Source organism: Nocardia sp. NPDC005825 (assembly GCF_040630175.1).
Classification (GTDB): Bacteria; Actinomycetota; Actinomycetes; order Mycobacteriales; family Mycobacteriaceae; genus Nocardia.
On the sequence record NZ_JBEXXC010000001.1, the window covers coordinates 759,521 to 783,838 of the forward strand.

Here is a 24,318-nt window from a genome sequence, read left to right on the forward strand (position 1 = left end):
AGGGAGAGTCATGGCGACCAAGACCGCCGCCCAGCGGCGCACCGAGGCCCGGCGCGACTATGACGCCTACATCCAGGAATGCCCCACCCGGCACCTGCTCGACCGGATCAGCGACAAGTGGGTCAGCCTGCTGCTCAACGCGCTCGCCGACGGTCCCCGCCGCTACAGCGATCTCAATCGCATCGTGGCCGGCGTCAGCCAGAAGATGCTCACCCAGACCCTGCGCGGCATGGAACGCGACGGACTGGTGACCCGCACCGTCACATCGTCGGTTCCGGTGCGGGTCGACTACGAGCTCACGGCACTCGGGCAGAGTTTGCTGCCGGTCATGCGGGCCATCAAGGACTGGGCCGAGACCCACATCGAGGACGTGCTCGCGGCCCGCGAAAGCTACGACGCCGCGGGCTGATCGATCACCGATCGGACCAGCTGCCGGACACCGTCGAGCAGACGCTCCCGCTGGCCCGAACGGACCAGGTAGGGCACCAGTTCGCCGCCGAGCGGCGCGAGCAGCAGACCGCCGACCACCTCGGCGTCGAGATCGGGGCGGATCTCGCGCAGCAGGGTGCCGATGTGATTCGCCCAGAAGGCGTGGAATTCGTCGCGGCGCGGGTGCGGCGGGAGTGCCTGGTAGGCGATGTTCAACTCGAGGTCGTCGGCGATCAGCCGGGTCATGGCGTCGAAGTAGGCGAGCAGGCGCTCCCCCGCGGGCGCGCCCGGGCCGAGCGGCGGCGGACCGCTGGTCACCGCCTCCATCAAACCGAGCGCCCCGTCCGCGACCAGCTCGTACAGCAAGCCCGCGCGGTTGCCGAACCGGTGGAACAGCGTCCCTTTGGCGACCCCCGCCTCGGCGGCGATGCGATCCATCGTCGCCGCCTCCGCGCCTTCTTCGGCGAACAGCTTGCGGGCCGCTGCCAGGATTGCCTGCCGATTGCGAGCCGCGTCGGCGCGTTCCTTGGGCGGGTTCATATCACCACTTCCATTGACAACTTGACCGACAGTCAATATCTTCGCAGACATATCTTGACCGTCAGTCAACTTATGAGGTTATCGATGCGAGCAATCCTATTGACCGGCACCGGCGGACCCGAGGTCCTGGTGGCAGGTGACGCCCCCGCGCCACGCCCCCAGGCCGGGGAGATCCTGCTGCACGCCGAGGCGATTCCCGTCCTGTTCCCCGAGACCATGCTGCGCTTGGGCGCGTTCCCGCTGCCGGTGCAGTTCCCGATCGTCTTCGGCACCCAGGCCGCGGGCGTCATCGCCGAGGTCGGCCCGGGCGTGGACCCGGCCCTCATCGGGAGGCGAGTCGTGGTGAGCAGCAACAGTTTCGGCACCTACGCCGAACAGGTCCGCGTTCCGGCCGAAGCCGCCACCGCGATCCCCGACGGACTGAGCACCACCGCCGCGGCGGCCGTCGCCATGAGCGGCTCGGTGGCCATCCCACTGCTCGAGACCGCGCGGCTCACCGGAACCGAGACGATCCTCGTCGAGGCCGCGGCCACCGGCGTCGGGGCCTATCTCACCCAGCTGGCCAAGGAATACGGCGCGGCGCGGGTGATCGCCACCGCGGGCGGGCCCGAGAAGGCCGCGCGGGCACGCGAATTCGGCGCGGACGTGGTCGTCGACCATCACACGCCCGGCTGGACGGACCAACTGCGCGATCTCCTCGGCGGCGCGACGATCGATGTCGTCTTCGATTCGATCGGCGGCGAATCCGCCCTGGCGCTACTGGACCTCATGACCCCCCTGCGCGGCCGGATGCTCAGCTACGGCTTCTTGTCCGGCGCGCCCGCACAGGTCGGGGCGATGGACCTGATCATGCGCGGACTCACCCTCACCGGCTGCTCCGGTCCCGCCTGGCTGGCCGGGGTCGCCGCGGCCCAGGCCACAGCCCTGACTCGGGCGGCCGACGGCTCGCTCACCCCGGTGATCGACCGGGTACTACCGCTGGATCAGGCAGCCCACGCCCACCAACTCCTGGCCGAGCGGGCAGCCAAGGGCACGATCATCCTGAACCCATGAACCACATGCGGTGAGTTCTGACACGAATGCGTGGAGGAAGCCCGCCGCGTCATGGCCGAGCTCGACGCCGGCGTCACCGACGCCGAACCGGCCGTCCGCTTCCGCACCTTCGGCGACTTCGGCATCCGGTTCCGCGTCATCCTGCGCACCCGCGCCTACGCCGATCAGTACGTGCTGATCAGCGAGTTCATGAAGCGGCTGCACCAGCGATTCCGGCTGGAGGGCATCGAGATTCCCGATCCGGTGCACGCCGCGCCGAGCCGGTGAGTTCGCACCGGCTCGGCGCGGGGATCAGACCCGCTGCAGGCAGAAGGTCGTCCGCGGCTCGGACAAGGTGATGACATTGTCGGCGTCCTCGCCGCAGAGGTTCTCATCGGACTGGCCGTCGATCCGGGTCAGCACCCGGAAACTCGCATTGGTCGAGCCGCAGTCGGCGTACTGGTAGCCGGTCAGCATGCTCTCGTGGTAGCAGACGCCCTCCTTGAAGTTCGGTGCGAGGCACAGGAACGCCATGGAGGAGCCGTTGAGGGTCTCCTCGTAGGAGGTGTAGTCGCCCGAGCAGTCGGTCTTGGCGTTGAACACCTTCGCGACCTGGTACACCGCCTTGGGCGAGGCGCAGTCCACCGGCTCGGTCTTCGAATTGATCATCGACCCCTCGATAACGTTGATGCAATCGCCGACCTTCGCGCGCCCGGTCTCGGACTTGCCCGCGTCCTTGATGGATTCCGCGCCCTTCTGCACCACCGAGCAACCCGCCAGCGCCACCATGGCGGCCACCACGGCGATCGGAGCCAGCCGCCGCCACCGCCTGTCCTTCGTGCTCACGCGCACCGATTCCACGTACCTCTCCCACTCACAGTCGTTCGAACCTCGACTACCCAACCCGGCGCGCGACCGCCGAGCATCCGTGAAACCACGGGATCGGCCCGAAATCCGGGCGAGTCCGGCAGCAGGTTAGGCTCCGGCCGGGACCTTCCGTTCGGAAAGGAGTGCGCGATCGAGCCATTCGTCGGCCGCGACCACGAACTCATCACCCTCGACGCGGCATACCGCATCTCCGGCGACCGCCGGGTCTTCCTGGTCGAAGGGCCGGCGGGGATCGGAAAGTCCCGGCTGCTCGCCGAATCCACCGACCGCGCACGGGCCGCCGGACTGCGCACGATCGCCATCGCGGCCACCGAATACGAACAGTCCACCCCTCGCCAGGTGCTCGCCGCCCTCAGCGACCAGCTCACCAGCGACGCGGATGCGATCACCGGCGATGTCCGCAGCCACGACGACATACCATCCGGCGACGACATTCGGAGCCGTAGCGCCCGCGCATCCGGCGACGACCATTCATCCAGCGACACCAACCCATCGGGCCACGACCCGATACTCGACGGCGACGCGCAGGGCGGACCCGCGAATCCCCTTGTCGCGGCGCTCGACAACCGGGAATCCGCTCGGTGGCTGCGGGTACGGCTCGGGGGCACGCCGACGGTGCTGATCCTCGATGACGTGCACTGGGCGGACCGCGCGTCCCTCGACGTACTGGCGGGTCTGATCCGGCAGCTACCCGACCGTGTGGTCGTCATCCTCGCCTACCGCGCGGGCCAGTTTCCGCCGGAACTCGCGGCGGCGGTGCGCGCGCTTCGAATCGTGGTGACACACCTGACCGTGCCACCGCTGTCCGAGGACGAGGCGATCGCTCTGCTCCCGGAGATCCCGCCCGCACGCCGGGCCCGGCTCGTCGAAGCGGCGCACGGCAATCCGCTGTACCTGCAGGTGCTGGCCGAACTCACACCGGCCGAACTGGATCAGGCCGTGCGCGCGGACCACCTGCCCTCGACCGGGCCCGGGCCCGCCGCGCTGGACCGAACGCTGCGAGCCGAACTCGCGCACCTGCCCGCGCGCGAGCGGCTCGTCGCCCAGGCCGCGGCCGTCTGCGGGGCGACCGCGGACCCCGAACTCCTGTGCGCCACGGCCGAAGTCACGCGGTCCGATCTCGACGCCGCCGTCGACGATCTGGCCCGGCGCGGCTGGCTCACCCTGACCACCGGCACCGTCGACTTCCGGCACCCGCTCATCCGGACCGCCGCCTACCGGCTGGCCGGACCGGCCTGGCGGGCCGCCGCCCACCACCGCGCCGCCGAATTCCTGCGCGCCGCCCACTCCCCGGTCCTCACCCGCGCCCGCCACCTCGAACACGCCTTCAGCGGCCACGACCCGCTCGCCGCGGCCGACCTCCTCCGGGCCGCCGAACAATCCCTGCCCACCGCACCCGCCACCAGCGCCCGCTGGATCGAAGCGGCCCTGCGCCGCACACCCGACCCCGCCGCTACCCACCCCGCCAACCTGCTCCTGGGCCGCGCCCTGCTCCTGTCCGGCGCCGCCGACCGCGCCCGCGACGTCCTCGAACCCCTTCTCCCACACGACGATCCACCCCCGAACTCCCCCGGAACGGAGTTCGCGATGGTGGGGTGCGGCGAAGCGGTGCTGTTGTACGCGCGGTGCGAACGGATTCTCGGGCGGGTCGAGGGTGCGCGGCATCTGCTGACGCGGGTGGTCGAGCGGCTCGATCCGGGCGCGAGCGGAGCGGCTCGACTGGAACTGGCGGTGCTCGAGTCGCAGGACAATCGCCACCGGGAGGCCGAGGCGCGGATCCAGGCGCTGTTCGAGTCGGGTTCGGTGCGGGATCCGGCGATTCGTGCGGCCGCCCGCACACTCCGCAGCATGGCTCAGCTCAATGGGCTGGACCTGACCGCGGCGCGAGCGGAATACCGTGCGGCAGAACGGGAGTACGCGGGACTCACCGACTCCCAGCTGATCGACGGTGTGCACGCGGTGGCCGCGCTGGGCTGGATGGCCTACTTCCTCGACGATCAGCGCACCGGGCTGATCCATATCGAACGTGCCATCCGGGTCAGCCGCCGCCGGGGACACAGCTTCGTCCTGCCGGAACTGCACACCGTCCACGCCTACTCGCTGGGCAAGATCGGCCGCTACGAGGACGCGCTCGCGGCGGCCGAGGACGCGCTGGAAACCGCTCAGTTGTACGGGTATCCGGGCATCGCGCCCCTGGCGGGCGCGATCAAGTTGCGGGTCCTGGAGGACATCGCACCGCCCGAGGAAGTCCTGCGCTGGTGGCGCACCCTCGACGCGCTCCCCCGCCCGGCCATGCACTGGTGGCGCGGCGTCGTCGAGGCCGCCCTCGCCGAGATCGCGGGCCGCCTCGCGTACACCGCCGGCCTACCCCCGTCCGCACTGCCGCCGCACCCCGCCATCACCGCTGCCCAGGGCACAGCCGTGCCCGCGCGGTCGAGAAGCGACGCGTCCCGCCCGCCGCTACCGGACCCTGCCGCGCGGCCCGAATCAGCACGGCCGCGGGCACATCCGATGCAGGCCGCGGAGTTCGCGGTGACCGCGCTGGGATGCGTCGCGCGCGGAGACCTCGACACCGCCGCACTGCTCGTGGCGCGGGCCGAGGAGGCGGCCGAGCGACTGGACCTGCCGGGGCAGCGGGCCGCGGCGGCCCGGGCCCGGGCCGGATATCTGTGTGCGCGAGGCGATCTCGACGGGGCCGGGCGCGCGGCCCAGGAGGCGATCGCCCACTACCGCGACGCGGGCATGCCGGTGTTTCGCGCGCAGGCCATGCTGTTGGAAGCCGACATCGCCGGACAGCGCGGGGATTTCGCCACCGCGACCGCCCGGATCGCCGCCGCGCGCGAGGAATTCGCGGCGGCGGGCGCGCACGAGCTGCTCACCGCGGCCACCGCCGCGCAACGCAAACTCGCCGGTCACCGCAGCGTGAGCGGCGCGACCACGCTGAGCGAGCGCGAACGGGAGGTCGCCGAGCTGGCGGCCCGGGGGCTCACCAACAAGAGCATCGCCGAACAGCTCTATCTGAGCCCGCGCACCGTCGAGGACCATCTGGGCCGCATTCTGCGCAAACTGGGAATCACCGGGCGGGCGGGCATCGCGCACCGGCTCGCGGAACTGGATCGCGGAACTGGATCGGACCCGCTGAACGTCAGCCGGTGATCTCCCACTCGTGGATCGTGAGCTCCGAGGCCCCGGTGGTGTGAATCGGGTCGGTGTGGATCAATTCCCGTGCGGCGGTCAGATTCTCGGCGGTGATGACGTAGGCGCCGCCGGTGCCGTCGGTGAATTTGCCGGTCTCGACCAGCTGGCCGCGGTCGCGGACCCGCGCCAGCCATTCCTTGTGCGGGACGACGACGGAATCGTCGAAGCGCGGGGTGCGCATGGCCATGACCAGATATTTGCGCACCCTGCGCTTCTCCTTCGAACTACTTGTCGTCGTCGGCGACGGTCGAGCGGGTGGCCGCGGCGGCGGCCCGCACCTGCGGAGCCACCTGGACCACCTGGCCGAGCACGCCGTTGATGAACGACGGGGAATCGTCGGTGGACAGCTCCTTGGCCAGCTCCACCGCCTCGTCCACGGCCACCACCGGGGGAACGTCGTTGGCGTGGAACAACTCCCACACCGCGACGCGCAGGATGGCGCGGTCGACGGCGGGCAGCCGCGGCAGCGTCCAGTCCTGCGACAGGTACGACTCGATGGTGCCGTCCACCCGGTCCAGATCGTCGGCTACGCCTTCGACCAGGACCCGGGTGTAGGGGTTGATCGGCGCGATGGACTCCTCACGCACCGCCAGGGAGACCCGCTCGGAGAGCAGGTCGGCCGGGTCGATGTCGCGGGCCTCCGCCTCGAACAGCAGATCCACCGCACGCCGACGCGCCTTGTGCCGTGCGCCGAGCTTCTTGAAAGACTTCTTGTCCGATTGATCGGCCACGGAAGACATTATCCGTCGCGTCAGTTGTTGACGCGGCTGATGTAGCTGCCGTCGCGGGTGTCGATGCGCAGCTTGTCGCCCTGGTTGATGAACAGCGGCACCTGCACCTCGGCGCCGGTCTCCACGGTGGCGGGCTTGGTGCCGGCCGAGGAGCGGTCGCCCTGCAGGCCCGGCTCGGTGTGGGTGACGATGACGTCGATGGCGACGGGGAGCTCGACGAACAGCGCCTCACCCTCGTGCATGGCGATCTGGACGGCCATGTTCTCCAGCAGGAAGCCCGCGTTGCGGCCCAGCAGCTGCTCGCTCAGGTGGATCTGGTCGTAGGTCTCACCGTCCATGAAGATGTAGTCCTCACCATCGTGGTAGAGGTACTGCATGTCGCGACGGTCGACGGTCGCGGTCTCCACCTTGACGCCGGCATTGAAGGTCTTGTCGACAACCTTGCCCACGACGACGTTCTTCAGCTTGGTGCGCACGAAGGCGGGACCCTTGCCCGGCTTCACGTGCTGGAACTCGACGATCTGCCAAAGCTGATTGTCGATCTTCAGCACGAGGCCGTTCTTGAAGTCGCTGGTGTCCGCCACTGTCCTCGGATCTCCTACTAGTCGTTGCAACCGCGCGTCAGTCGACGACGGTCAGGTCTTTGCTGGTGCGGGTGAGCAGCTCCGGGCCCCCCTGGCGAACCACGAGCGTGTCCTCGATCCGGACGCCACCGCGGCCGGGGAAGTACACACCTGGCTCGACGGTCACCGCCACGCCATCCAGCAGTGTACCCGTGCCGGTTTTGGCGATTCCGGGCGCTTCGTGAATCTGCAGGCCGACGCCGTGCCCGAGACCGTGCACGAACAGGTCGCCGTGACCGGCCGACTCGATCACCCGGCGCGACGCGGCGTCGACCGCCGCGGTGGAGACGCCCGGGGCCAGGGCCTCGCGGCCCGCCTTCTGCGCGGCGCTGACCAGGTCGTACACCTCGCGCTGCCAGTCCGTCGGTGCGCCCAGGACGAAGGTGCGGGTCATGTCGGAGTGGTAGCCGCGCGACACCGCGCCGAAGTCGAGCTTCACGAAATCGCCGGTGGCCAGCACCGCCTCGGTCGGACGGTGATGCGGGACAGCCGAATTCGCGCCGGCCGCCACGATGGTCTCGAAGGCCACCGCCTCCGCGCCGTGCTCGAACATGAGCCATTCCAGGTCGCGGGCCACCTGCCGCTCGGTGCGGCCCGGACGCAGGCCGCCACGTTCGAGCAGGGCGGCCAGGGCCGCGTCGGCGGCGTCGCAGGCCGCGCGCAGGCAGTCCACCTCGTAGTCGTCCTTGACCATGCGCAACTGCTCGACCAGGCCCGACACCGGGACCAGGTCCAGGCCGGTGCCCAGGGCGGCCAGACCGCGATGCTGTTCGACGGTGACCACGTGGCTCTCGAAACCGACCCGTCCGGTCTGCCACTCCCCCGCGATCTCCATCACCCGGCGCGCACACGACCGGTTGATCTCGGCGCGCAGATCCGGCACCTGCACGCCGACCTGGGTGAGATAGCGGCCGTCGGTGCTGATGATGGTGCGGTCCTCGCTGGAATCCCAGGCGTAGACCAGCAGCGCGGCGTTCGACCCGGTGAAACCGGTCAGGTACCGGATATTGATCAGGTCCGTGACCAGCAGCGCGTCGACACGGTTCTCCACCAGCAGATTCCGCAGGCTGGCCCGGCGCAGCGCGTAGTCGGGTCGCCGGGCCGGATCGTGATCAGCAGACATGCGTCAAAGCTACCGCCGACACGCCGCGACACGGGCCCGCAACACGTGAATGGGGTGGTTAGGGAAACCCCGGTATTCACAACCGAAGCAGTTGTCCACATTTCGCGACGGCACCGCCCACGCGGGCCGCGGACGCGAGAACCTCGAAGCATGAATTCGACGGCGATGCTGGTGCTCACGGTGTGGTGCGCGGCCCTGAGCGCCTTCGATGTGCGAGAGCGCAGGCTGCCCGACGCCCTCACCCTGCCCGGGGCGGTGGTGATCCTCGGCTACGGATTCGCCGTGGGCACACCCGAATTGGCGGTGGCGGGAGGGCTGATGCTCGCGCTCCCCTACCTGATCCTGCACCTGTGCTGCCCGGCCGCACTCGGCGCGGGGGACATGAAACTCGCGCTGGGCCTGGGCGCGGCGACCGCCCTGGGCGGCGCCTGGACCTGGTCCTGGGCCGCGCTGGCCGCACCGCTGCTGACGGCCTGCGCCGCGGCGGGAACGCTCATGACACCCACCCTGGGGACCCACGTCCCGCTCGTGAATCGCGCGGTGATCCCGGTGTGGCGCGAACCACCGCATACGGTGTCATTCGCGGCTTCCGGGCGAGGTGGCGGCGTGGCGGGCGAGGTCGCGACGCTCGCGCACGGGCCCGCCATGTGCGCGGCGAGCGTGGTGGCATTGCTGGCCGGGCGCTGACATCGGGCTTCGCGCGGGCCGTGTGTCCGGGCACCTCGGTATTCATGAAAGGATGTCACTCGTGTTGCGCTGGATAACTGCCGGAGAATCCCATGGTCCTGCTCTCGTCACCATCCTCGAGGGGATGGTGGCCGGTGTCGAGGTGACCTCCGCCGAGATCGGCGCGCAGCTGGCCCGGCGTCGACTCGGGTACGGGCGTGGCGCGCGGATGAAGTTCGAGGCCGACGTGGTGACCATGGTCGGCGGCGTGCGGCACGGCCGCACCATGGGCGGACCGGTCGCCATCGAGGTCGCGAACTCGGAGTGGCCCAAGTGGACCCAGGTCATGGCCTCGGACCCCGTCGATCAGGCCGAACTGGCCGAGCTGGCGCGCAATGCGCCGCTGACCCGTCCCCGTCCCGGCCACGCCGACTACTCGGGCATGCTCAAGTACGGCTTCGACGACGCCCGCAATGTGCTGGAGCGCGCCAGCGCCCGGGAGACCGCGGCACGCGTCGCGGCGGGCACGGTCGCCAAGAACTTCCTGCGTCAGGCGCTCGGGGTCGAGGTCATCTCGCACGTGGTGTCGATCGGCGCGGCCGCCAACACCACCGGTGTGGTGCCGACCGCCGCGGATCTGGACGCCATCGACGAGTCGCCGGTGCGCGCGTTCGACAAGGACGCCGAGGCGGCCATGATCGCCGAGATCGAGGCGGCCAAGAAGGACGGCGACACCCTCGGCGGCGTGGTCGAGGTCGTCATCGAGGGCCTGCCGGTCGGCCTGGGCTCGTTCACCTCCGGCGAGGCGCGCCTGGACTCGCGGCTCGCGGCCGCGCTCATGGGCATTCAGGCCATCAAGGGCGTCGAGGTCGGCGACGGTTTCGAGACCGCGCGCCGGCGCGGCAGCCAGGCCCACGACGAGATGCGCCCGGGCCCCGACGGCGTGCTGCGCTCCACCAACCGGGCCGGCGGCCTCGAGGGCGGCATGACCAATGGCGAGGCGCTGCGGGTGCGCGCGGCCATGAAGCCGATCTCGACGGTGCCGCGCGCGCTGTCGACGGTGGACATGACCTCCGGTGAGGAGGCGGTGGCCATTCACCAGCGCTCCGACGTGTGCGCGGTCCCGGCCGCCGGTGTGGTCGCCGAGGCCATGGTGGCGCTGGTGGTGGCGCAGGCGGTGCTGGAGAAGTTCGGCGGCGACTCGCTGCCCGAGACCGTCGACAACATTCACGCCTACCTCAAGCGGATCAACGCCCGCCCGCACATTCCGGGCAACGCCGGGCAGTGACCACCGAGGACAGTGCGGCGCCGGGCGAAACCGACCGGCCCGCACCGAATGTCGTCTTGGTCGGCCCGCCGGGCGCGGGCAAATCGACCATCGGGCGCAAGCTGGCCCGTGAGCTCGGCGTGGAGCTGTACGACACCGACGCCGGAATCGAGGAGCGCACCGGGCGCACGATTCCGGAGATCTTCGCCACCGACGGCGAGCCGGAGTTCCGGCGCATCGAGGAAGAGGTCGTCCGCGACGCCGTGCTCGCCGGACACGGCGTGGTGTCGCTGGGCGGCGGCTCGGTGCTCTCGGCGGCGACCCGCGAACTGCTGCGCGACCGCACGGTCATCTATCTGGAGATCAGTGTCGGCGAGGGCCTGCGCCGCACCGGCGCCAGCACCAATCGCCCGCTGCTCAACGGCGACGACCCGGCCAAGAAGTACCGCGAACTGATGAAGACCCGCCGCCCTCTCTACCGCGAGGTGGCGACCGTGCGGGTCCGCACCGACGGCCGCAGCCCCGGCCGCGTCGTCCGCATAATCCTGGCCAAACTCGGTATCGAGCCGGTCGAGCGCCCCGAAGACCCGGCCACCGACACCACGCCCGCCGAGTCGGCCGCGTCCTCCCGCTCCCGCGCGCGCCGCAAACGCCGCCGGGGCGGCAAGGGCCGCGGCGAGAACACCGCGACCGGACCCGAAACGACCACCGCCACGGCCGAATCCAGCGCTCCCGAGCGCAACGGCCGCGGTCCCGGCGGCCGGTCCGAGGACACCGCCGACGGCGCCGAGACCACGAAACGCGGTCGCCGCAACCGCCGTTCGCGCCGCCGGGGCGGCCGGGCCGCCGAATCCGGTTCGCCCGCCACGGCTTCCACGACCGCACCGGCCGGCGACTCCGGGTCCGCCGCATCGGAGCGTCCGGTCGGCGGACGGCGTCGCCGCGCCGCCCGCGCGGCCGGCGCACCCTCGAACAACGCCGCCGGTGGCCAGAGTTCGCCCCAGGCGGCATCGTCGTCGGCTTCGGAGACCACCGTGGCCGCCTCGCGCCCGGATACTCCCGCCGCGCAACCAGGTTCGGATCGGGCCTCCGGCACCGTGGCGGCACCCGGTAGCGGCCGGTCCCGCCGCGCCCGCGCCCGACGGGCACGCGCGCGGGCGCGCGCCGAGCACAGCGCAGATCAATCCGCACAAGCAGAATCGGAGCAGCAAGCATGAGCGAGCCGACTCACATCGAGGTTCGTACCGCGGACCCGTACCCGGTGATCATCGGGCGGGGCCTGCTCGGGGATCTGGTCGACCAGGTGACCGGGCGGTCCGCGGTGCGGACCGTCGCGATCTTCTATCAGCCGCCGCTGGCCGAGACCGCCGAGGTGGTGCGCAAGGCCCTGGTGGACAAGGGGATCGACGCGCACCGGGTGGAGATCCCGGACGCCGAGGCCGGTAAGGATCTGCAGGTCGCCGGGTTCTGCTGGGAGGTGCTCGGGCGGATCGGGCTGACCCGCAAGGACCTGATCGTGAGCCTCGGCGGCGGCGCGGCCACCGACCTGGCCGGATTCGTGGCCGCCACCTGGATGCGCGGCGTCGACATCGTGCACGTCCCGACCACGCTGCTGGCCATGGTCGACGCCGCCGTCGGCGGCAAGACCGGCATCAATACCGAGGCCGGCAAGAACCTGGTCGGCTGCTTCCACGAACCCGCCGCGGTCATGGTGGATCTGGCGACCCTGGAGACGGTGCCGCGCAACGAGATCGTGGCCGGCATGGCCGAGATCATCAAGGCCGGTTTCATCGCCGACCCGGTGATCCTGGAGCTGGTCGAACGCGACCCGCAGGCCGCCCTGGACCCGACCGGCGACGTGCTGCCCGAGCTGGTGCGCCGCGCCATCCAGGTCAAGGCCAATGTGGTGGCCGCCGACCTGAAGGAATCGGATCTGCGCGAGATCCTCAACTACGGCCACACCCTGGGCCACGCCATCGAGCGCCGCGAGCGCTACCGGTGGCGGCACGGCGCGGCCGTCTCGGTCGGCCTGGTCTTCGCCGCGGAGCTGGGCCGTCTGGCCGGACGTCTCGACGACGAGACCGCCGACCGGCACAAGGCGATCCTGGAGAGCATCGGCCTGCCCACCACCTACGACGCCGACGCGCTGTCGCAGCTGATGGACGCCATGCAGACCGACAAGAAGACCCGCTCGGGCGTGCTGCGTTTCGTGGTGCTCGACGGCCTGGCCAAGCCGGGCCGCCTGGAGGGCCCGGACCCGAGCCTGCTGGCCGCGGCCTATTCGGCCATCGCCCGCGAGGACGGCCCGACCGGCGGAGCCATCCTGCTGTAGGACACGGCCCGCCGGTAGGACACAGCGGTAGTCACGACAACGCCCGTCGCCGAGGAATCGGCGGCGGGCATCGTCGTATCCGGGCGGGTCAGCCGCCCTGCATCCGGATCTCCGAGTCCAGCAGCGCCGCGTACTCGACCAGCGCCAGTTCCTGCGGATCCGAGCCCAGCCGAGCCAGCACCTGGGACCGGTCGATCAGCCTCATGCCCGGCGCGTCGGCGCCGGTGGCTACCTGCGTGCGGCCTTCGGCCAGCACCAGACATGCGTCGGGGTCGTCTGCGGCCAACAGTCTCCGCAGATCAAGAGCGGTGACAGTATCCATAGCCACATTCTGCCCCCACGATGTCACCGCCGATCCGGCAACTCTTCCGCCCAGCGGGATCGGGACGCTGCGGCTGCGGACGCACAAACGAAAGACCCCGCGCCACAAGGACTGTGGCGCGGGGTCGAGTTCAGCGGGAGCGTCAGGCGCTGACCGGCTCCTGGGTCTGCGCGGCGGGGGCCGACTTCTTGCCGTCGCGGCCGACCAGCCAGCGGCCGAGCACCACGCCGAGCATGACCGGGATGAAGATCAGCAGCACGATGAACGCGGCGGCCGAGGTGATATTGAAGACCAGGCCCTGGTCGCCGAGATCGAAGCCGGGGATGAAATCGAGGATCCAGGCCACCAGCTGCGAGCCCACGCCCGCGGCCAGCGCCGCCTTCAGCCAGCGCATGGTCAGATCGGTCCCGTGCTCGGGATCCGGGTTGGCCTGCCGGTCGGAGCGGCCGTCCAGCAGGCCCCACATCACGACGGCGCCGACCAGGACGATCAGGCACAGGATGCGCATCCACACACCCGCGGTCGGCCAGTACCGCATGCCCACCCCGAGCAGCGTCTCCAGCACAACGGTCAGCGCCCCCAAGCCCACGGCGCGCAACACCCACGCATTCATGTGATCACCTTAACCCTGCGCGGCCGCCCGGCCGAACCAAATGAACTGAAACTTGTTACAGAACCTTAGCCGACCGGGGCGTCAGGCCCCATCCGGGGCCGACACGCTCCGGCCGAGCAGTCCGACCCGATACCCGGCGCACTCCGACGACCGCGATCACTCCCGCAGCGCGGCCGCCATCTCCGCGCGCGGAGCGGGCTTGCCGGTGAACTGCTCGACCTGGCCGTAGGCCTGGTTCAGCAGCATCTCGAGGCCGCTCACCACGGTGTGGCCCGCGCGTTCCACCGCCGCGGCGAGCGGGGTGGGCCACGGGTTGTAGATGGCGTCGAGCACCACCGGCGCCGCGGCCACCGAATCCGCCACCGCCGCGGCCGCTTCCGCGGGCACGGTGCTGACGACGGCGTCGACGTCGGAGCAGACGAACAACAGGCCCTCGGGATCGAAGCCGAGGATCTCGGCCGACATGCCCAATTGCTCGGCCAGTTCCAGGGTTTCGGCGGCGCGGCCGCGGTCACGGGCCACGATGCTGACCGTGTGCGCGCCCAGATCGGCCAGGGCCAGCAGCGCGGGCCGGGCGGTGCCGCCCGCGCCGAGCACCAGGGCACGCGAGATCTCCTGCACGCCCGCGCCTTCCAGCGCGCCGCGCACGCCGTCCACGTCGGTGCAGTCGGCGCGCCAGCCGGAGTCGGTGCGCACCAGCGTGTTCGCCGATCCGACCAGTTCCGCGCGCTCGGTGCGCTCGTCGGCGTATCCGAGCGCGGCGACCTTGCCGGGCATGGTCACCGACAGGCCCACCCATTCGGGGCCGAGTCCGTCGACCAGCCCGGGCAATTGCTCGCCGGTGCACTCGATGCGCTCGTAACTCCAGTCCAGGCCCAGCGCCCGGTAGGCGGCCAGATGCAGTTGCGGCGACCGGGAGTGGGCGATCGGGCTGCCGAGGACGGCGGCCCTGCGCTTACCGTCCACTGTCGAGAATTCCACTCTGCCTGGCCTTTTCGATATTGCGCAGGTGCTCGTTGTAGTTCTCGGTGAACAACGTGGTGCCCTGCTTGTCGATGGTGACGAAGTACAGCCACGGGCCGGGCGCGGGATTCTCCATGGCGCGCATGGCCCCCAGCGACGGCGCCGAGATCGGCGTCGCGGGCAGGCCGGGCATGGCGTAGGTGTTCCACGGGGTCTTGTGCGCGCGGTCGGAGTCGGTGGTGGCGACCTCGGTCTTGTCGAGCGCGTAGTTGACGGTGGAGTCGAACTGCAGCGGCTGCTGCACCGCGAGCCGGTTCACGATGACCCGCGCCACCTTCGACATGTCCTGCGGCAGCGCCTCGCGCTCCACCAGCGAGGCCGCGATGAGCGTGTCGTAGGCGCTCAGGCCGTTCGCCGCACCGGACTGCATGAGACCGGACGCCTCATAGCTCTGCGCGCTCGAGGTCACCAGCTGCTTGAGGATGTCCTGCGCGCTCGCGGTGGGATCGAAATCCAGGGTGCCGCCGGCGATCAGGCCCTCGAGCTGGCGGGAGCGGTCCGGCACGGTCTTGACCCGTTCCAGCGCCCACGTCGGAACCCCCAGCGCCATCGGATCACCCGTGGACCCGGCCTGGTCGAGCTGCTCGTAGGTGACGCACTTGGCGGCGCTGCCGGCGCCGACGCAGCTGGCCTCGGCGATCTTGCGGTAGATGCCGTCCTTGCGGGCGCCGGTGTTGACGTCGCTGGAGTCGTGCAGCTGGCGACCCTCGGAGATGACCACATTGCCGACCCGGGCGTCCTTGCCGAACAGCGCGGTCACCGCTTCGGCGCCCTTGCTGTGGCTGGGGATGGCGTAGTACCCGGGCTGGATGGAGTTCATGTTGGTATTGCGCACAGCCGCTTCGTAGAACGCGCCGCTGCTGGCCACCACACCCTTGTCGGCCATGGTGTCGGCGATCTGGGTGGCGGTGTCGCCGGGCTTGATCTGGATGATCGCCAGCGGGCCCTGCGGTCCGGAGAAGTCCTCGGGACCGCTCAGCTTGCCCAGGAACTTCCAGCCCGCGAAGCCGACCGCGCCGACGAACAGGACCGCGAACACGCCCGCGATGACGAACAGGTTGCGGCGACGGCGCTTGCGCTCGGCGGCTTTCCGCGACGCCATCCGGGAACGCTTGGGCCGCTGGCCCCGGCCGCCGCCCGCCTTCGCACCCGCGCGGGCGGGCCGCTCGGTGCGGCGGCCGCGGTCGGCGCGTCCGCGCTCGGTGCGCTGGGGAGCGCTGCGGCGCGGGGGTTCCGGGTCGCGCGGGGGGTTGTCGTCGAACTCCTCGCCCGCGTAGGGCTCACCCTCGTAGAGTTCGTCCTCGTAGCGCGGGATGACGGTGGTGTCGTCCTCGTAATCGTCCGCCTCGGACCAATCGAGATCGTCGCGGCGATAACGCCGTTCGGCGTTCTGCCGGTAGCGTTCCTCGGCCCGCGTCCAGCGGTCGGTCATGCGTCCTCACCACGCGGCTTCAATAGGGCACTCCGTTCGTCCAACCATCCTTGCAGGATCGACACGGCGGCGGCCTGATCGATGACCTGCCGCTGCCCGCGTGCGCGAACTCCACTGTCTCGCAACGCACGTGCAGCAGACACCGTAGTCAACCGTTCGTCGGAAAGCCGCACCGGCACGGGCGCGATCAGGTTCCGCAAACGTCCCGCGAAGGTGGCCGCCAGCTTAGCCGACGCGCCGCTTTCTCCGCGTAATGTGCGCGGCAAGCCGACGATCACCTCGACCGCCTCGTACTCCCGCACAATCTCGGCAATTCTGGACAGATCGGGCGCGAGTGTTCCGGGCGCGACCTTCTTGGCCTTCGGCACGGTTTCGACCGGGGTGGCGAGCAGACCGTCGGGATCGCTGGAGGCGACACCGATCCGGACCGAACCCACATCGATGCCGATGCGGCGGCCACGCCCCGGATCGGCCTCGACGCTGGGCCGCTCGGACGCGAAGCCGCGCCCGTCCGCGGACACCCCGGACGCCTCGGTGGGCGTCCGGGCAAATCCGGAGGAATCTCCCGAATCAGTCCGCGATGTGGCCGGCTCCGGCCGTGATGTCCCCGGCTCCGGCCGCGATGTGTCGGAGTCGTCCATCTACCCGGCGAGCTCGGCGACCCGCGACCGCAGGGCGGCCAGACCGGCCTCGATGCCCGACGGATCGGAGCCGGCGCCCTGCGCCATCTCCGGCTTGCCGCCACCACGGCCCGAGATCGCGGGACCGAAGGCGGACACCAGATCCCCGGCCTTGATGCCGAGATCCTGGGCGGCCTTGGTGACCGCGGCCACGAACGGCACCTTGCCATCGGCATTGCCGAGCAGCACCACGATGGCGGGCTCGGAACCGAAGCGGCCCTTGATGTCCTGGACCAGGGTGCGCAGATCGCCCGCGCCCACCCCGGCCGGGGCGGCGGCCGCGACCAGCAGCACCTTGCCGACCCGCTGCGCCTGCTCCACGAAGGTGCCGGCACTGGACAGCACCGCGGCCATCTTGGTGCGCTCGAGCTCCTTCTCGGCGACCTTGAGCCGCTCGACCAGCTGCTCGACACGGCCCGGCACCTCGTCCGAGGGCACCTTCAACGAGGACGCGAGACCGGCCAGCAGCGCGCGCTCCTTGGCCAGGTACTTGTACGAGTCCAGGCCGACGAAGGCCTCGACGCGGCGCACGCCGGAACCGACCGACGACTCACCCAGCACGGTGATCGGGCCGATCTGCGAGGAGTGCGCCACGTGGGTGCCACCGCACAGCTCCATGGAGAACGGTCCGCCGATCTCCACCACGCGCACCTCGTCGCCGTAGTTCTCGCCGAACAGCGCCATGGCGCCCATCTTCTTGGCGGAGGTCAGGTCGGTGACGAAGGTGTTGACCGGGAAGTCGTCGCCGACCGCGCTGTTGGAGACCGCCTCGATGTCGGCCTTCTGCTGCTCGGTCAGCGCGCCCTGCCAGTTGAAGTCGAAACGCAGGTAGCCGGGCTTGTTGAGCGAGCCGGCCTGAACGGCGTTGGGGCCCAGCACCTGTCGCAGCGCGGCGTGCACCATGTGGGTGCCGGAGTGGCCCTGGGTGGCGCCGTGCCGCCAGGTCGGGTCGACCTGCGCCAGCACGGTGTCGCCCTCGGTGAGCTGACCGGCCTCGATGGTGGACTTGTGCACCCACACCTTCTTGGCGATCTTCTGCACGTCGTTGACGGTCACCTTGAGCCCGTGCGAGGAGCTCAGCGAACCGCGGTCGGCGATCTGGCCGCCGGACTCGGCGTAGAGCGGGCTGCGGTCCAGGATCACCTCGACGTCCTGACCGGCCTCGGCGACCGGCACCCGGACGCCGTCCTTGATCAGGGCGAGCACGGTGGCCTCGGTGGCCAGCTCGTCGAAGCCGGTGAACTCGGTCGCGCCGCGGTCCACGAACTCCTTGTAGATGGTGAGGTCGGCGTGCGCGTGCTTGCGCGAGAGCGCGTCCTCCTTGGCCCGCTTGCGCTGCTCGGCCATGAGCGAGCGGAAGCCCTCCTCGTCGACCTGCAGGCCGGCCTCGGCGGCCATCTCCAGGGTCAGGTCGATCGGGAAGCCGTAGGTGTCGTGCAGGGTGAAGGCGTCGGTGCCGCTGATCTTCTTGCTGCCGTGGGCCTTGACCTCGTCGACGGTCTCGTCGAAGAGCTTGGTGCCGGTGCTCAGGGTCTTGAGGAACGCGGCCTCCTCACCGACGGCGACGTTCTCGATGCGCTTGAAGTCGGTGAGCAGCTCCGGGTAGGACGGCGACATGAGGTCGGCGACGACCTTGATGAACTCGCCCATCACCGGCTTGTCGGCGCCCAGCAGGCGGGCCGAGCGCACGATGCGGCGCAGCAGGCGGCGCAGCACGTAGCCGCGGCCGTCGTTACCGGGGTTGACGCCGTCGCCGATCAGCATGGCGGCGGTGCGGGCGTGGTCGGCGATGACGCGGAAGCGGACGTCGTCGGCGTGCTCGACACCGTAGGAGCGGCCGGTCAGCTCCTCGGCCTTGTCGATGATCGGGCGCAGCAGGTCGGTCTCGTAGACGTTGTCGACGCCCTGCAGCAGGAACGCGACACGCTCGACGCCCATGCCGGTGTCGATGTTCTTCTTGGGCAGCGGGCCCAGGATCTCGAAATCGTCCTTGCCGCGTCCCGCGCCCCGCTCGTTCTGCATGAACACGAGGTTCCAGATCTCGAGGTAGCGGTCCTCGTCGGCCTCGGGGCCGCCCTCGATGCCGTACTCGGGGCCGCGGTCGAAGTAGATCTCCGAGCACGGGCCGCAGGGGCCGGGGATGCCCATGGACCAGTAGTTGTCGGCCATGCCGCGGCGCTGGATGCGCTCGTCCGGGACGCCCAGCTCACGCCAGATCTGCTCGGCCTCGTCGTCGTCGAGATAGACGGTGACCCACAGCTTTTCGGGGTCGAAACCGTAACCGCCGTCCTCGACCGGACCGGTCAGCAGCGACCAGGCCAGTTCCATGGCGCCGCGCTTGAAGTAGGCGCCGAAGGAGAAGTTGCCCGCCATCTGGAAGAAGGTGTTGTGGCGGGTGGTGACGCCGACGTTCTCGATGTCGCCGGTGCGCACGCACTTCTGCACGCTGGTCGCGGTGTCGAAGGGCGGGGTCTGCTGACCGAGGAAATACGGCACGAACTGGACCATGCCCGCGTTCACGAACAGCAGGTTGGGGTCGGCCAGGATCAGCGAGGCACTGGGTACCTCGGTGTGTCCGGCCTTTACGAAATGCTCCAGGAAGCGCCGTCGAATCTCGTGGGTCTGCACAGGTATCCAGCCTACCGGTCCGAGTCCAGGGAGTTTCCACCCACCACCGGGCGATAGCTACCATCGCCTGGGTGACTGTGATCCCTGACCCATCCCAGCGCTTCCCGCTCCCCCACGCGCACCGGACCGTCTTCCTGAAACCGCACGTCACCTCGCCGAACATCGAGGTCGGCGACTACAGCTACTTCGACGATCCGGTGGCGGCGACGGCCTTCGAGACCGAGAACGTGCTGTACGCGTTCGGGCCCGAGAAGTTGATCATCGGCAAATACTGCGCCATCGCGAGCAACACCCGGTTCATCATGGCCGGGGCCAACCACCCCACCGCGGGGGTGTCCACCTTCCCGTTCACGATCTTCGGCGGCACCTGGGCCGAGGAGACCATGGACATCATCACCTCGATCCCGTCCCGGGGCGACACCGTGGTCGGCAACGACGTGTGGTTCGGCTACAACAGCCTGATCATGCCGGGGGTGCGGATCGGCGACGGCGCGATCATCGCCACCGGCGCGGTCGTCACCGCCGACGTGCCGCCCTACACGATCGTCGGCGGCAACCCGGCACAGGTGGTGAAGCAACGCTTCAGCGACGCGGAGGTCGCCATGCTGGTGCGGGCGGCCTGGTGGAACTGGCCCATCGACCTGATCACCGAACATGTGCGGGACATCATGGGCGGTGGCCCCGCCGAGATCGAGCGCATCGCCCGCCACCACGATCTGCTCATGGACTGAGACGCACCGCTCATGGACCAACCTGCGGCGCAGACGTATTCGGGACGCGTCGCACGACCGTTTGTGGCATCCACTGCAATTCGGCGCACGACGCAGACTCGCCCGGGGTGCTATCTACCCCGGACGATGCGGCGGAGTTTGGTCACGCGCGGGCCGACTTCGCGTTCGTAGCCGTGGTCGGTCGGGTGGTAGTAGTCGGTGCCGACCAGTTCGTCCGGCGGATATTGCTGGCCGAGAACACCATCCGGGTGATCGTGCGGGTACTTGTACCCCTGGGCGTTGCCGAGCGCGGCCGCGCCCGCGTAGTGACCGTCGCGCAGGTGCGGGGGCACCGCGCCCGCTTTACCCGCGCGCACGTCGGCCATGGCCGCGCCGATGCCCTTGACCACCGACCCCGATTTCGGGGAGGTGGCGATGTGAATCGTGGCCTGGGTCAAGGCCAATTGCGCCTCGGGCATACCGACCAGCTGAACCACCTGGGCGGCGGCGACCGCGGTCTGCAACGCGGTGGGGTCGGCCATGCCGACCTCCTCGCTGGCCTGGATCATCAAGCGGCGGGCGATGAATCGCGGATCCTCACCGGCGCTGATCATCCGGGCCAGGTAGTGCAGCGCGGCGTCCACGTCCGAACCGCGCAGCGATTTGATGAAGGCGCTGATCACGTCGTAGTGCTGGTCGCCGGAGCGGTCGTAGCGCACCGCGGCCTTGTCGACGCTGGCCTCCACCAGTTCCACGCCGACGGTGCCGTCGAGGGAGGATTCGGCGGAGGCTTCGAGAGCGGTCAGCGAGCGCCGCGCGTCGCCGCCCGCGATCCGCACGATGTGGTCGAGGGCCTCGTCGGTGACCGTGTACTCCCCCGCCAGCCCGCGCGGATCGGCGATGGCGCGGTCCAGCACCTGGCGGATCTCGGCCTCGCTCAACGACTGCAGTTGCAGCACCAGCGACCGCGACAGCAGCGGGGACACCACGGAGAACGAGGGGTTCTCGGTGGTCGCCGCGACCAGCAGCACGATCCGGTTCTCCACCGCCGCCAGCAACGCGTCCTGCTGGGTCTTGGAGAAGCGGTGCACCTCGTCGATGAACAGCACGGTCTGTTCGCCGACGGTGAGCCGCCGCCGCGCCAGATCGATGACCGCGCGCACTTCCTTCACGCCCGCCGACAGCGCCGACAACGCCTCGAAGCGGCGGCCGGTGGCCTGCGAGAGCAGTGAGGCGAGAGTGGTCTTGCCGGTTCCGGGCGGACCGTACAGCAGCACCGAGGCCGCGCCGGATCCCTCGATCAGCCGGCGCAGCGGGGATCCGGGACCGAGCAGATGCTGCTGGCCCACCACCTCGTCGAGGGTGCGCGGGCGCATGCGCACGGCCAGCGGCGCGAACCGGTCGTCGGCAGCGGGTAGGCGCACCGCGCTCGCCGCGAAGTCGTCGGCGACGGTCTGCGTGCCCGGTGCGTCGAAGAGCCCATCACTCACGCCCCGAACCCTACCGATCGGCTCCGACACTCTCGCTGACGGCGACACCGGCCGGAACCTCACCCTCGGGGTCCGGCCCACACCAGCGGTGGCGGAGGGCTATTCCTCCCAGTGCTCCTCGAGGGTGGCCGAGACGTGCTCGGCGAAGTCGCCGAGGGTGTCGTCGCCGGTGCAGCGGGCGTCCTCGGCGAGGGCGGCCCAGCGGTTGATCAGCGCGGCCGACCGCGGAATCGACAGGCCGTGCTCGCGGGCGGCGGCGATGCGGGCGTGGTCGGCGGGCAGGAACCAGTAGGTGGACAGCCACACCCAGATGAGCCGGGCCTCGAGAATGCGTTCGGCGAGCACGGCGTCGTCGGCCAGTGCCGGCCAGACCGCCACCACTTCCGACCGCCACGCCTCCACCATCTGGCGGGCGCGTTCGCGGGAGAGCTCGAAATCGCACAGGCAGCCCGGGAACGAGACCAGCGCGTAGGCGATGTCGAGGGTGGCGTCGCGGAAGCCGCCCCACTCGTAGTCGAGGAAGCGGGCGCCCTCGTCATTGAGAATGACATTGTCGGGGCACAGGTCCGAGGGGCTGAAGGCGCGGTAGCGGCCGGCCGAGAACAGACGGTTGCCGCGCACGATGCGTTCGGCGATCTCGCCGGGCACCTCGATGCCGAGTTCGCGCTGCAGCATGACCGGCACCTCGGCGACCGCGGACTCGGCCTGCTGGGCGATGCCGTCCACCCGGTGCACCACGTCGACGCGGCGGAGCAGGGCGACGAAGTCGGCTTCGCGGCCGACGGTCGCGGCGTGCATGCGGCCCAGCGCCTGGGCGAACGCCATGAGCGCGTTGCGCTTGTTGGGTTCGACGCCGGACTGCAGGACCGCGGTGAGCGAGAGGTTCTCGCCGAGGTCGCTGAGAATGAGCAGGCGGCCGGGCAGGCTGTAGCCCAATAAGTAGGCGCCGGGGCGGTGGTCACGACCGAGGGCGGTGGTGAATTGGTACGAGACCGCCTCGCGGAGGAATGCGGAATCGATGCTGGCGACACCCGGCGCCATACCGCCGGTACGTCGCTCCGACGCCGGACCCGCTACCTGCTTCACAATGAGTGTGCGAGGGAGCGAGAAGGCGTTCTCCGCAACGCGGACACGTAGGACCGTCGTCCTACCACTGCCGCTGAGCTCCATGGGGTCACTCAGCTTTACCGCAGCACCCATTCGCTTTGTGAGCAACTGTTGTGCCGCGGACACGACTTCGGCGGCGCGTTCGGCCAATAGTGCGGTCATCGGAACCCAAGGTACTCCCGCCAGGTCACTTTCAGCGAGCGGTTGCACAACCTTTCGCGCGTCGGACGGCGTGTCTTTGTGAAGGGTTTGCCCACGCGGCGCTGGTTGCTTGACACAACCAGCGGGGTCTAGTTGTCTCTTGGATCAACTGCTGTGCGCCACACCGTAAACCGGGAAATGTGAAAGGCTTGCGACCATGACTGGCACGCCGCCCTCAGCACCGTACGACCCCTCCGGCGACCGTCCCGCCGCCCGGGGCGGCGAACAGTACCCACCGCAATCCGGACATCACCAAAACCCCGAGCCCGCACCGGTTTCCGGCGCCGCCGACCCCGGCCCCGGACCCGCCCGCCACCAGCTGCCCGGCCTCGCCGGGTACCCGCAGTTCGACGGACCCGGCGCGGCGCACTACGGCAGTGAGCCCGTGGAGCCCCCGCCGGCCCTGACCCCGCAGCCGGGCGCGCCCCAAGGGCCTCCCGGCGTCGGCGGCGGCGTGCCGCAGCAGTTGCCGCCGGGCGCGATGGCGCCGGGCAATCCGCCTCCCCCGGGCGGCTTCCCGCCGGGCTCGACACCGCCGTCCGCCGCGGGCCCCGACACCGAGCCCGTGCCGCAGCAGTCCTACAGTCCGCCGCGCGAGCGCCTCGATGTGGGCGGCGCCCTCACCTACGGGTGGGATCGGTTCCGGCTCAATGCCGTTCCGTGGGTGGGCATGGTGCTGATCGGCCTGATCGCCTGGCTGCTGGTCACCCTGCTGGTGAGAATCATTGACGTCCAGTCGCTGTCGGCGGTGGTGCTGCTGTTCGCGGTGGCGTCGCTGGTGGTGTGGCTGTTGCAGGCGGCCATGATCCGCGGCGCGCTCTACGAGACCGACGGCACCCCACCCGATTTCCCGGCCTTCTTCGGATTCGTGAACGCCGGCAATGTGCTCATCACCGCCCTCATCGTGTTCGCGGCGTGCTTCCTGGCCTCGATCCTGTGCCTGTTCCCGGCGGTGATCGTCGGGGTGCTGTGCATGTTCGCGCTGCATTTCGTGATCGACCAGGACCAGAATCCGATCGCCGCGATCCAGTCCAGTGCCCGGCTGGTGATCGCGAACGCCCTGCAGGTGTCGCTGCTGGCGCTGGCGGTGCTGCTGATGACGGTGGTCGGCACGCTGTTCTGCGGGCTGGGCCTGCTGGTCGCCGGGCCGGTGACCGCGATCGCCACCACCTACGCCTACCGGACCCTCACCGGGCGGCTGGTCGTGTACTGACCGGCGCCCGACCGAGTCGAAAAACAACGACGCCGCGCTGCTCGGGCAGCGCGGCGTCGTCGTATCTCGG

22 protein-coding genes and 2 pseudogenes are annotated in these 24,318 nt (G+C 70.1%); 10 read left to right on the forward strand and 14 right to left on the reverse strand.

All coding sequences use genetic code 11. The annotated features are described in order from the left end of the window. Positions 1-10 precede the first annotated feature (10 nt). Positions 11-409, forward strand: a complete 399-nt coding sequence (locus tag ABZ382_RS03615; protein WP_357083387.1) for a helix-turn-helix domain-containing protein — start codon at positions 11-13, stop codon at positions 407-409. On the opposite strand, the gene ABZ382_RS03620 is transcribed toward ABZ382_RS03615, so the two are convergent. Further along, positions 391-969, reverse strand: a complete 579-nt coding sequence (locus tag ABZ382_RS03620) for a helix-turn-helix domain-containing protein (RefSeq protein ID WP_357083390.1) — start codon at positions 967-969, stop codon at positions 391-393. The genes ABZ382_RS03615 and ABZ382_RS03620 overlap by 19 nt on opposite strands. 84 nt (positions 970-1,053) lie before the next feature. Between ABZ382_RS03620 and ABZ382_RS03625 the strand changes: the two genes are divergently transcribed. Both ABZ382_RS03625 and ABZ382_RS03630 read left to right on the forward strand, forming a co-directional pair. Continuing rightward, a complete protein-coding gene (locus ABZ382_RS03625; RefSeq protein ID WP_357083393.1) occupies positions 1,054-2,022 on the forward strand; it encodes a zinc-binding dehydrogenase in 969 nt (322 codons plus the stop codon). A 51-nt stretch (positions 2,023-2,073) separates the two neighbouring features. Then, entirely contained in the window at positions 2,074-2,289 is a 216-nt protein-coding gene (locus ABZ382_RS03630; protein WP_357083396.1) for a mechanosensitive ion channel family protein, read from the forward strand. 24 nt (positions 2,290-2,313) lie between these two features. On the opposite strand, the gene ABZ382_RS03635 is transcribed toward ABZ382_RS03630, so the two are convergent. Next, the gene (locus ABZ382_RS03635; protein WP_357084024.1) at positions 2,314-2,847 is read right to left on the reverse strand and encodes a hypothetical protein; all 534 of its coding nucleotides are present in this window, start codon (positions 2,845-2,847) and stop codon (positions 2,314-2,316) included. A gap of 171 nt (positions 2,848-3,018) precedes the next feature. On the opposite strand from ABZ382_RS03635, the gene ABZ382_RS03640 reads away from it, so the two are divergent. Beyond that, positions 3,019-6,045 (forward strand): AAA family ATPase, encoded by a 3,027-nt coding sequence (locus tag ABZ382_RS03640; RefSeq protein WP_357084027.1) that lies wholly within the window; start codon positions 3,019-3,021, stop codon positions 6,043-6,045. Here ABZ382_RS03640 and ABZ382_RS03645 read toward each other — a convergent pair. The 4 genes from ABZ382_RS03645 to ABZ382_RS03660 are packed head-to-tail and all read right to left on the reverse strand — an operon-like array spanning position 6,035 to position 8,564. After that, complete coding sequence (locus tag ABZ382_RS03645; RefSeq protein WP_357083399.1) at positions 6,035-6,292, reverse strand: YciI family protein; 258 nt, start codon at positions 6,290-6,292, stop codon at positions 6,035-6,037. The two genes, ABZ382_RS03640 and ABZ382_RS03645, sit on opposite strands and share 11 nt — an antisense overlap. Positions 6,293-6,311: 19 nt before the next feature. Next, a complete protein-coding gene (gene nusB, locus ABZ382_RS03650; protein ID WP_357083402.1) occupies positions 6,312-6,818 on the reverse strand; it encodes a transcription antitermination factor NusB in 507 nt (168 codons plus the stop codon). Between the two features lie 20 nt (positions 6,819-6,838). Next, a complete protein-coding gene (efp, locus tag ABZ382_RS03655) occupies positions 6,839-7,402 on the reverse strand; it encodes an elongation factor P (protein WP_357083405.1) in 564 nt (187 codons plus the stop codon). Between the two features lie 37 nt (positions 7,403-7,439). Beyond that, positions 7,440-8,564 (reverse strand): Xaa-Pro peptidase family protein, encoded by a 1,125-nt coding sequence (locus ABZ382_RS03660; protein ID WP_357083408.1) that lies wholly within the window; start codon positions 8,562-8,564, stop codon positions 7,440-7,442. Positions 8,565-8,714: 150 nt separating this feature from the next. Here ABZ382_RS03660 and ABZ382_RS03665 point away from each other — a divergent pair, with 150 nt between their 5' ends. From ABZ382_RS03665 to aroB, 4 genes and pseudogenes are all read left to right on the forward strand, one after another. After that, positions 8,715-9,251, forward strand: a complete 537-nt coding sequence (locus ABZ382_RS03665) for an A24 family peptidase (protein ID WP_357083411.1) — start codon at positions 8,715-8,717, stop codon at positions 9,249-9,251. A 124-nt stretch (positions 9,252-9,375) separates the two neighbouring features. Further along, positions 9,376-10,368: pseudogene (gene aroC, locus ABZ382_RS03670) on the forward strand (chorismate synthase); the annotation flags it as partial. A gap of 146 nt (positions 10,369-10,514) precedes the next feature. Then, a pseudogene (locus ABZ382_RS03675) lies at positions 10,515-11,054 on the forward strand (shikimate kinase); the annotation flags it as partial. Between the two features lie 656 nt (positions 11,055-11,710). Then, positions 11,711-12,829, forward strand: coding sequence for a 3-dehydroquinate synthase (gene aroB, locus ABZ382_RS03680; RefSeq protein WP_357083414.1), 1,119 nt, complete (start codon positions 11,711-11,713; stop codon positions 12,827-12,829). 88 nt (positions 12,830-12,917) lie between these two features. Here aroB and ABZ382_RS03685 read toward each other — a convergent pair whose 3' ends face one another. The 6 genes from ABZ382_RS03685 to alaS form a co-directional block, all read right to left on the reverse strand. After that, complete coding sequence (locus ABZ382_RS03685) at positions 12,918-13,151, reverse strand: hypothetical protein (RefSeq protein WP_357083417.1); 234 nt, start codon at positions 13,149-13,151, stop codon at positions 12,918-12,920. 142 nt (positions 13,152-13,293) lie between these two features. Continuing rightward, a complete protein-coding gene (locus tag ABZ382_RS03690; RefSeq protein ID WP_357083419.1) occupies positions 13,294-13,764 on the reverse strand; it encodes a B-4DMT family transporter in 471 nt (156 codons plus the stop codon). A 156-nt stretch (positions 13,765-13,920) separates the two neighbouring features. Beyond that, positions 13,921-14,730, reverse strand: a complete 810-nt coding sequence (locus ABZ382_RS03695; protein ID WP_357083422.1) for a shikimate dehydrogenase — start codon at positions 14,728-14,730, stop codon at positions 13,921-13,923. After that, positions 14,720-16,219 carry an endolytic transglycosylase MltG gene (locus ABZ382_RS03700; protein ID WP_357083425.1) on the reverse strand — a complete coding sequence of 500 codons (1,500 nt, stop codon included), beginning with the start codon at positions 16,217-16,219 and terminating at the stop codon, positions 14,720-14,722. The genes ABZ382_RS03695 and ABZ382_RS03700 overlap by 11 nt, the downstream gene beginning before the upstream one ends. Continuing rightward, positions 16,216-16,740 (reverse strand): Holliday junction resolvase RuvX, encoded by a 525-nt coding sequence (ruvX, locus tag ABZ382_RS03705; RefSeq protein ID WP_357083428.1) that lies wholly within the window; start codon positions 16,738-16,740, stop codon positions 16,216-16,218. The genes ABZ382_RS03700 and ruvX overlap by 4 nt, the downstream gene beginning before the upstream one ends. Positions 16,741-16,860: 120 nt before the next feature. Beyond that, the gene (gene alaS / locus ABZ382_RS03710) at positions 16,861-19,527 is read right to left on the reverse strand and encodes an alanine--tRNA ligase (RefSeq protein WP_357083431.1); all 2,667 of its coding nucleotides are present in this window, start codon (positions 19,525-19,527) and stop codon (positions 16,861-16,863) included. Positions 19,528-19,598: 71 nt separating this feature from the next. Here alaS and ABZ382_RS03715 point away from each other — a divergent pair, with 71 nt between their 5' ends. After that, on the forward strand, positions 19,599-20,258 hold the full coding sequence (locus tag ABZ382_RS03715; protein ID WP_357083434.1) for a CatB-related O-acetyltransferase: 660 nt from the start codon (positions 19,599-19,601) through the stop codon (positions 20,256-20,258). Between the two features lie 110 nt (positions 20,259-20,368). Here ABZ382_RS03715 and ABZ382_RS03720 read toward each other — a convergent pair whose 3' ends face one another. Next, positions 20,369-21,661: a replication-associated recombination protein A gene (locus ABZ382_RS03720; RefSeq protein ID WP_357084030.1), complete on the reverse strand. Its 1,293-nt coding sequence runs from the start codon at positions 21,659-21,661 to the stop codon at positions 20,369-20,371. Positions 21,662-21,826: 165 nt separating this feature from the next. Beyond that, positions 21,827-22,996 carry a kinase gene (locus ABZ382_RS03725; protein WP_357083437.1) on the reverse strand — a complete coding sequence of 390 codons (1,170 nt, stop codon included), beginning with the start codon at positions 22,994-22,996 and terminating at the stop codon, positions 21,827-21,829. Positions 22,997-23,192: 196 nt separating this feature from the next. Between ABZ382_RS03725 and ABZ382_RS03730 the strand changes: the two genes are divergently transcribed. Beyond that, the gene (locus tag ABZ382_RS03730; protein ID WP_357083439.1) at positions 23,193-24,248 is read left to right on the forward strand and encodes a hypothetical protein; all 1,056 of its coding nucleotides are present in this window, start codon (positions 23,193-23,195) and stop codon (positions 24,246-24,248) included. The last annotated feature ends 70 nt before the right edge of the window (positions 24,249-24,318 follow it).

Bases quoted from the DNA above. Each gene is read 5' to 3' on its own strand.
- ABZ382_RS03665 (WP_357083411.1), top strand. From the start codon at position 8,715: ATGAATTCGACGGCGATGCTGGTGCTCACGGTGTGGTGCGCGGCCCTG.
- ABZ382_RS03730 (WP_357083439.1), top strand. From the start codon at position 23,193: ATGACTGGCACGCCGCCCTCAGCACCGTACGACCCCTCCGGCGACCGT.
- ABZ382_RS03700 (WP_357083425.1), bottom strand. From the start codon at position 16,219: ATGACCGACCGCTGGACGCGGGCCGAGGAACGCTACCGGCAGAACGCC.
- ABZ382_RS03630 (WP_357083396.1), top strand. From the start codon at position 2,074: ATGGCCGAGCTCGACGCCGGCGTCACCGACGCCGAACCGGCCGTCCGC.
- ABZ382_RS03620 (WP_357083390.1), bottom strand. From the start codon at position 969: ATGAACCCGCCCAAGGAACGCGCCGACGCGGCTCGCAATCGGCAGGCA.
- ABZ382_RS03690 (WP_357083419.1), bottom strand. From the start codon at position 13,764: ATGAATGCGTGGGTGTTGCGCGCCGTGGGCTTGGGGGCGCTGACCGTT.
- ABZ382_RS03725 (WP_357083437.1), bottom strand. From the start codon at position 22,996: ATGACCGCACTATTGGCCGAACGCGCCGCCGAAGTCGTGTCCGCGGCA.
- ABZ382_RS03685 (WP_357083417.1), bottom strand. From the start codon at position 13,151: ATGGATACTGTCACCGCTCTTGATCTGCGGAGACTGTTGGCCGCAGAC.
- aroB (WP_357083414.1), top strand. From the start codon at position 11,711: ATGAGCGAGCCGACTCACATCGAGGTTCGTACCGCGGACCCGTACCCG.
- ABZ382_RS03625 (WP_357083393.1), top strand. From the start codon at position 1,054: ATGCGAGCAATCCTATTGACCGGCACCGGCGGACCCGAGGTCCTGGTG.
- ABZ382_RS03660 (WP_357083408.1), bottom strand. From the start codon at position 8,564: ATGTCTGCTGATCACGATCCGGCCCGGCGACCCGACTACGCGCTGCGC.
- ABZ382_RS03615 (WP_357083387.1), top strand. From the start codon at position 11: ATGGCGACCAAGACCGCCGCCCAGCGGCGCACCGAGGCCCGGCGCGAC.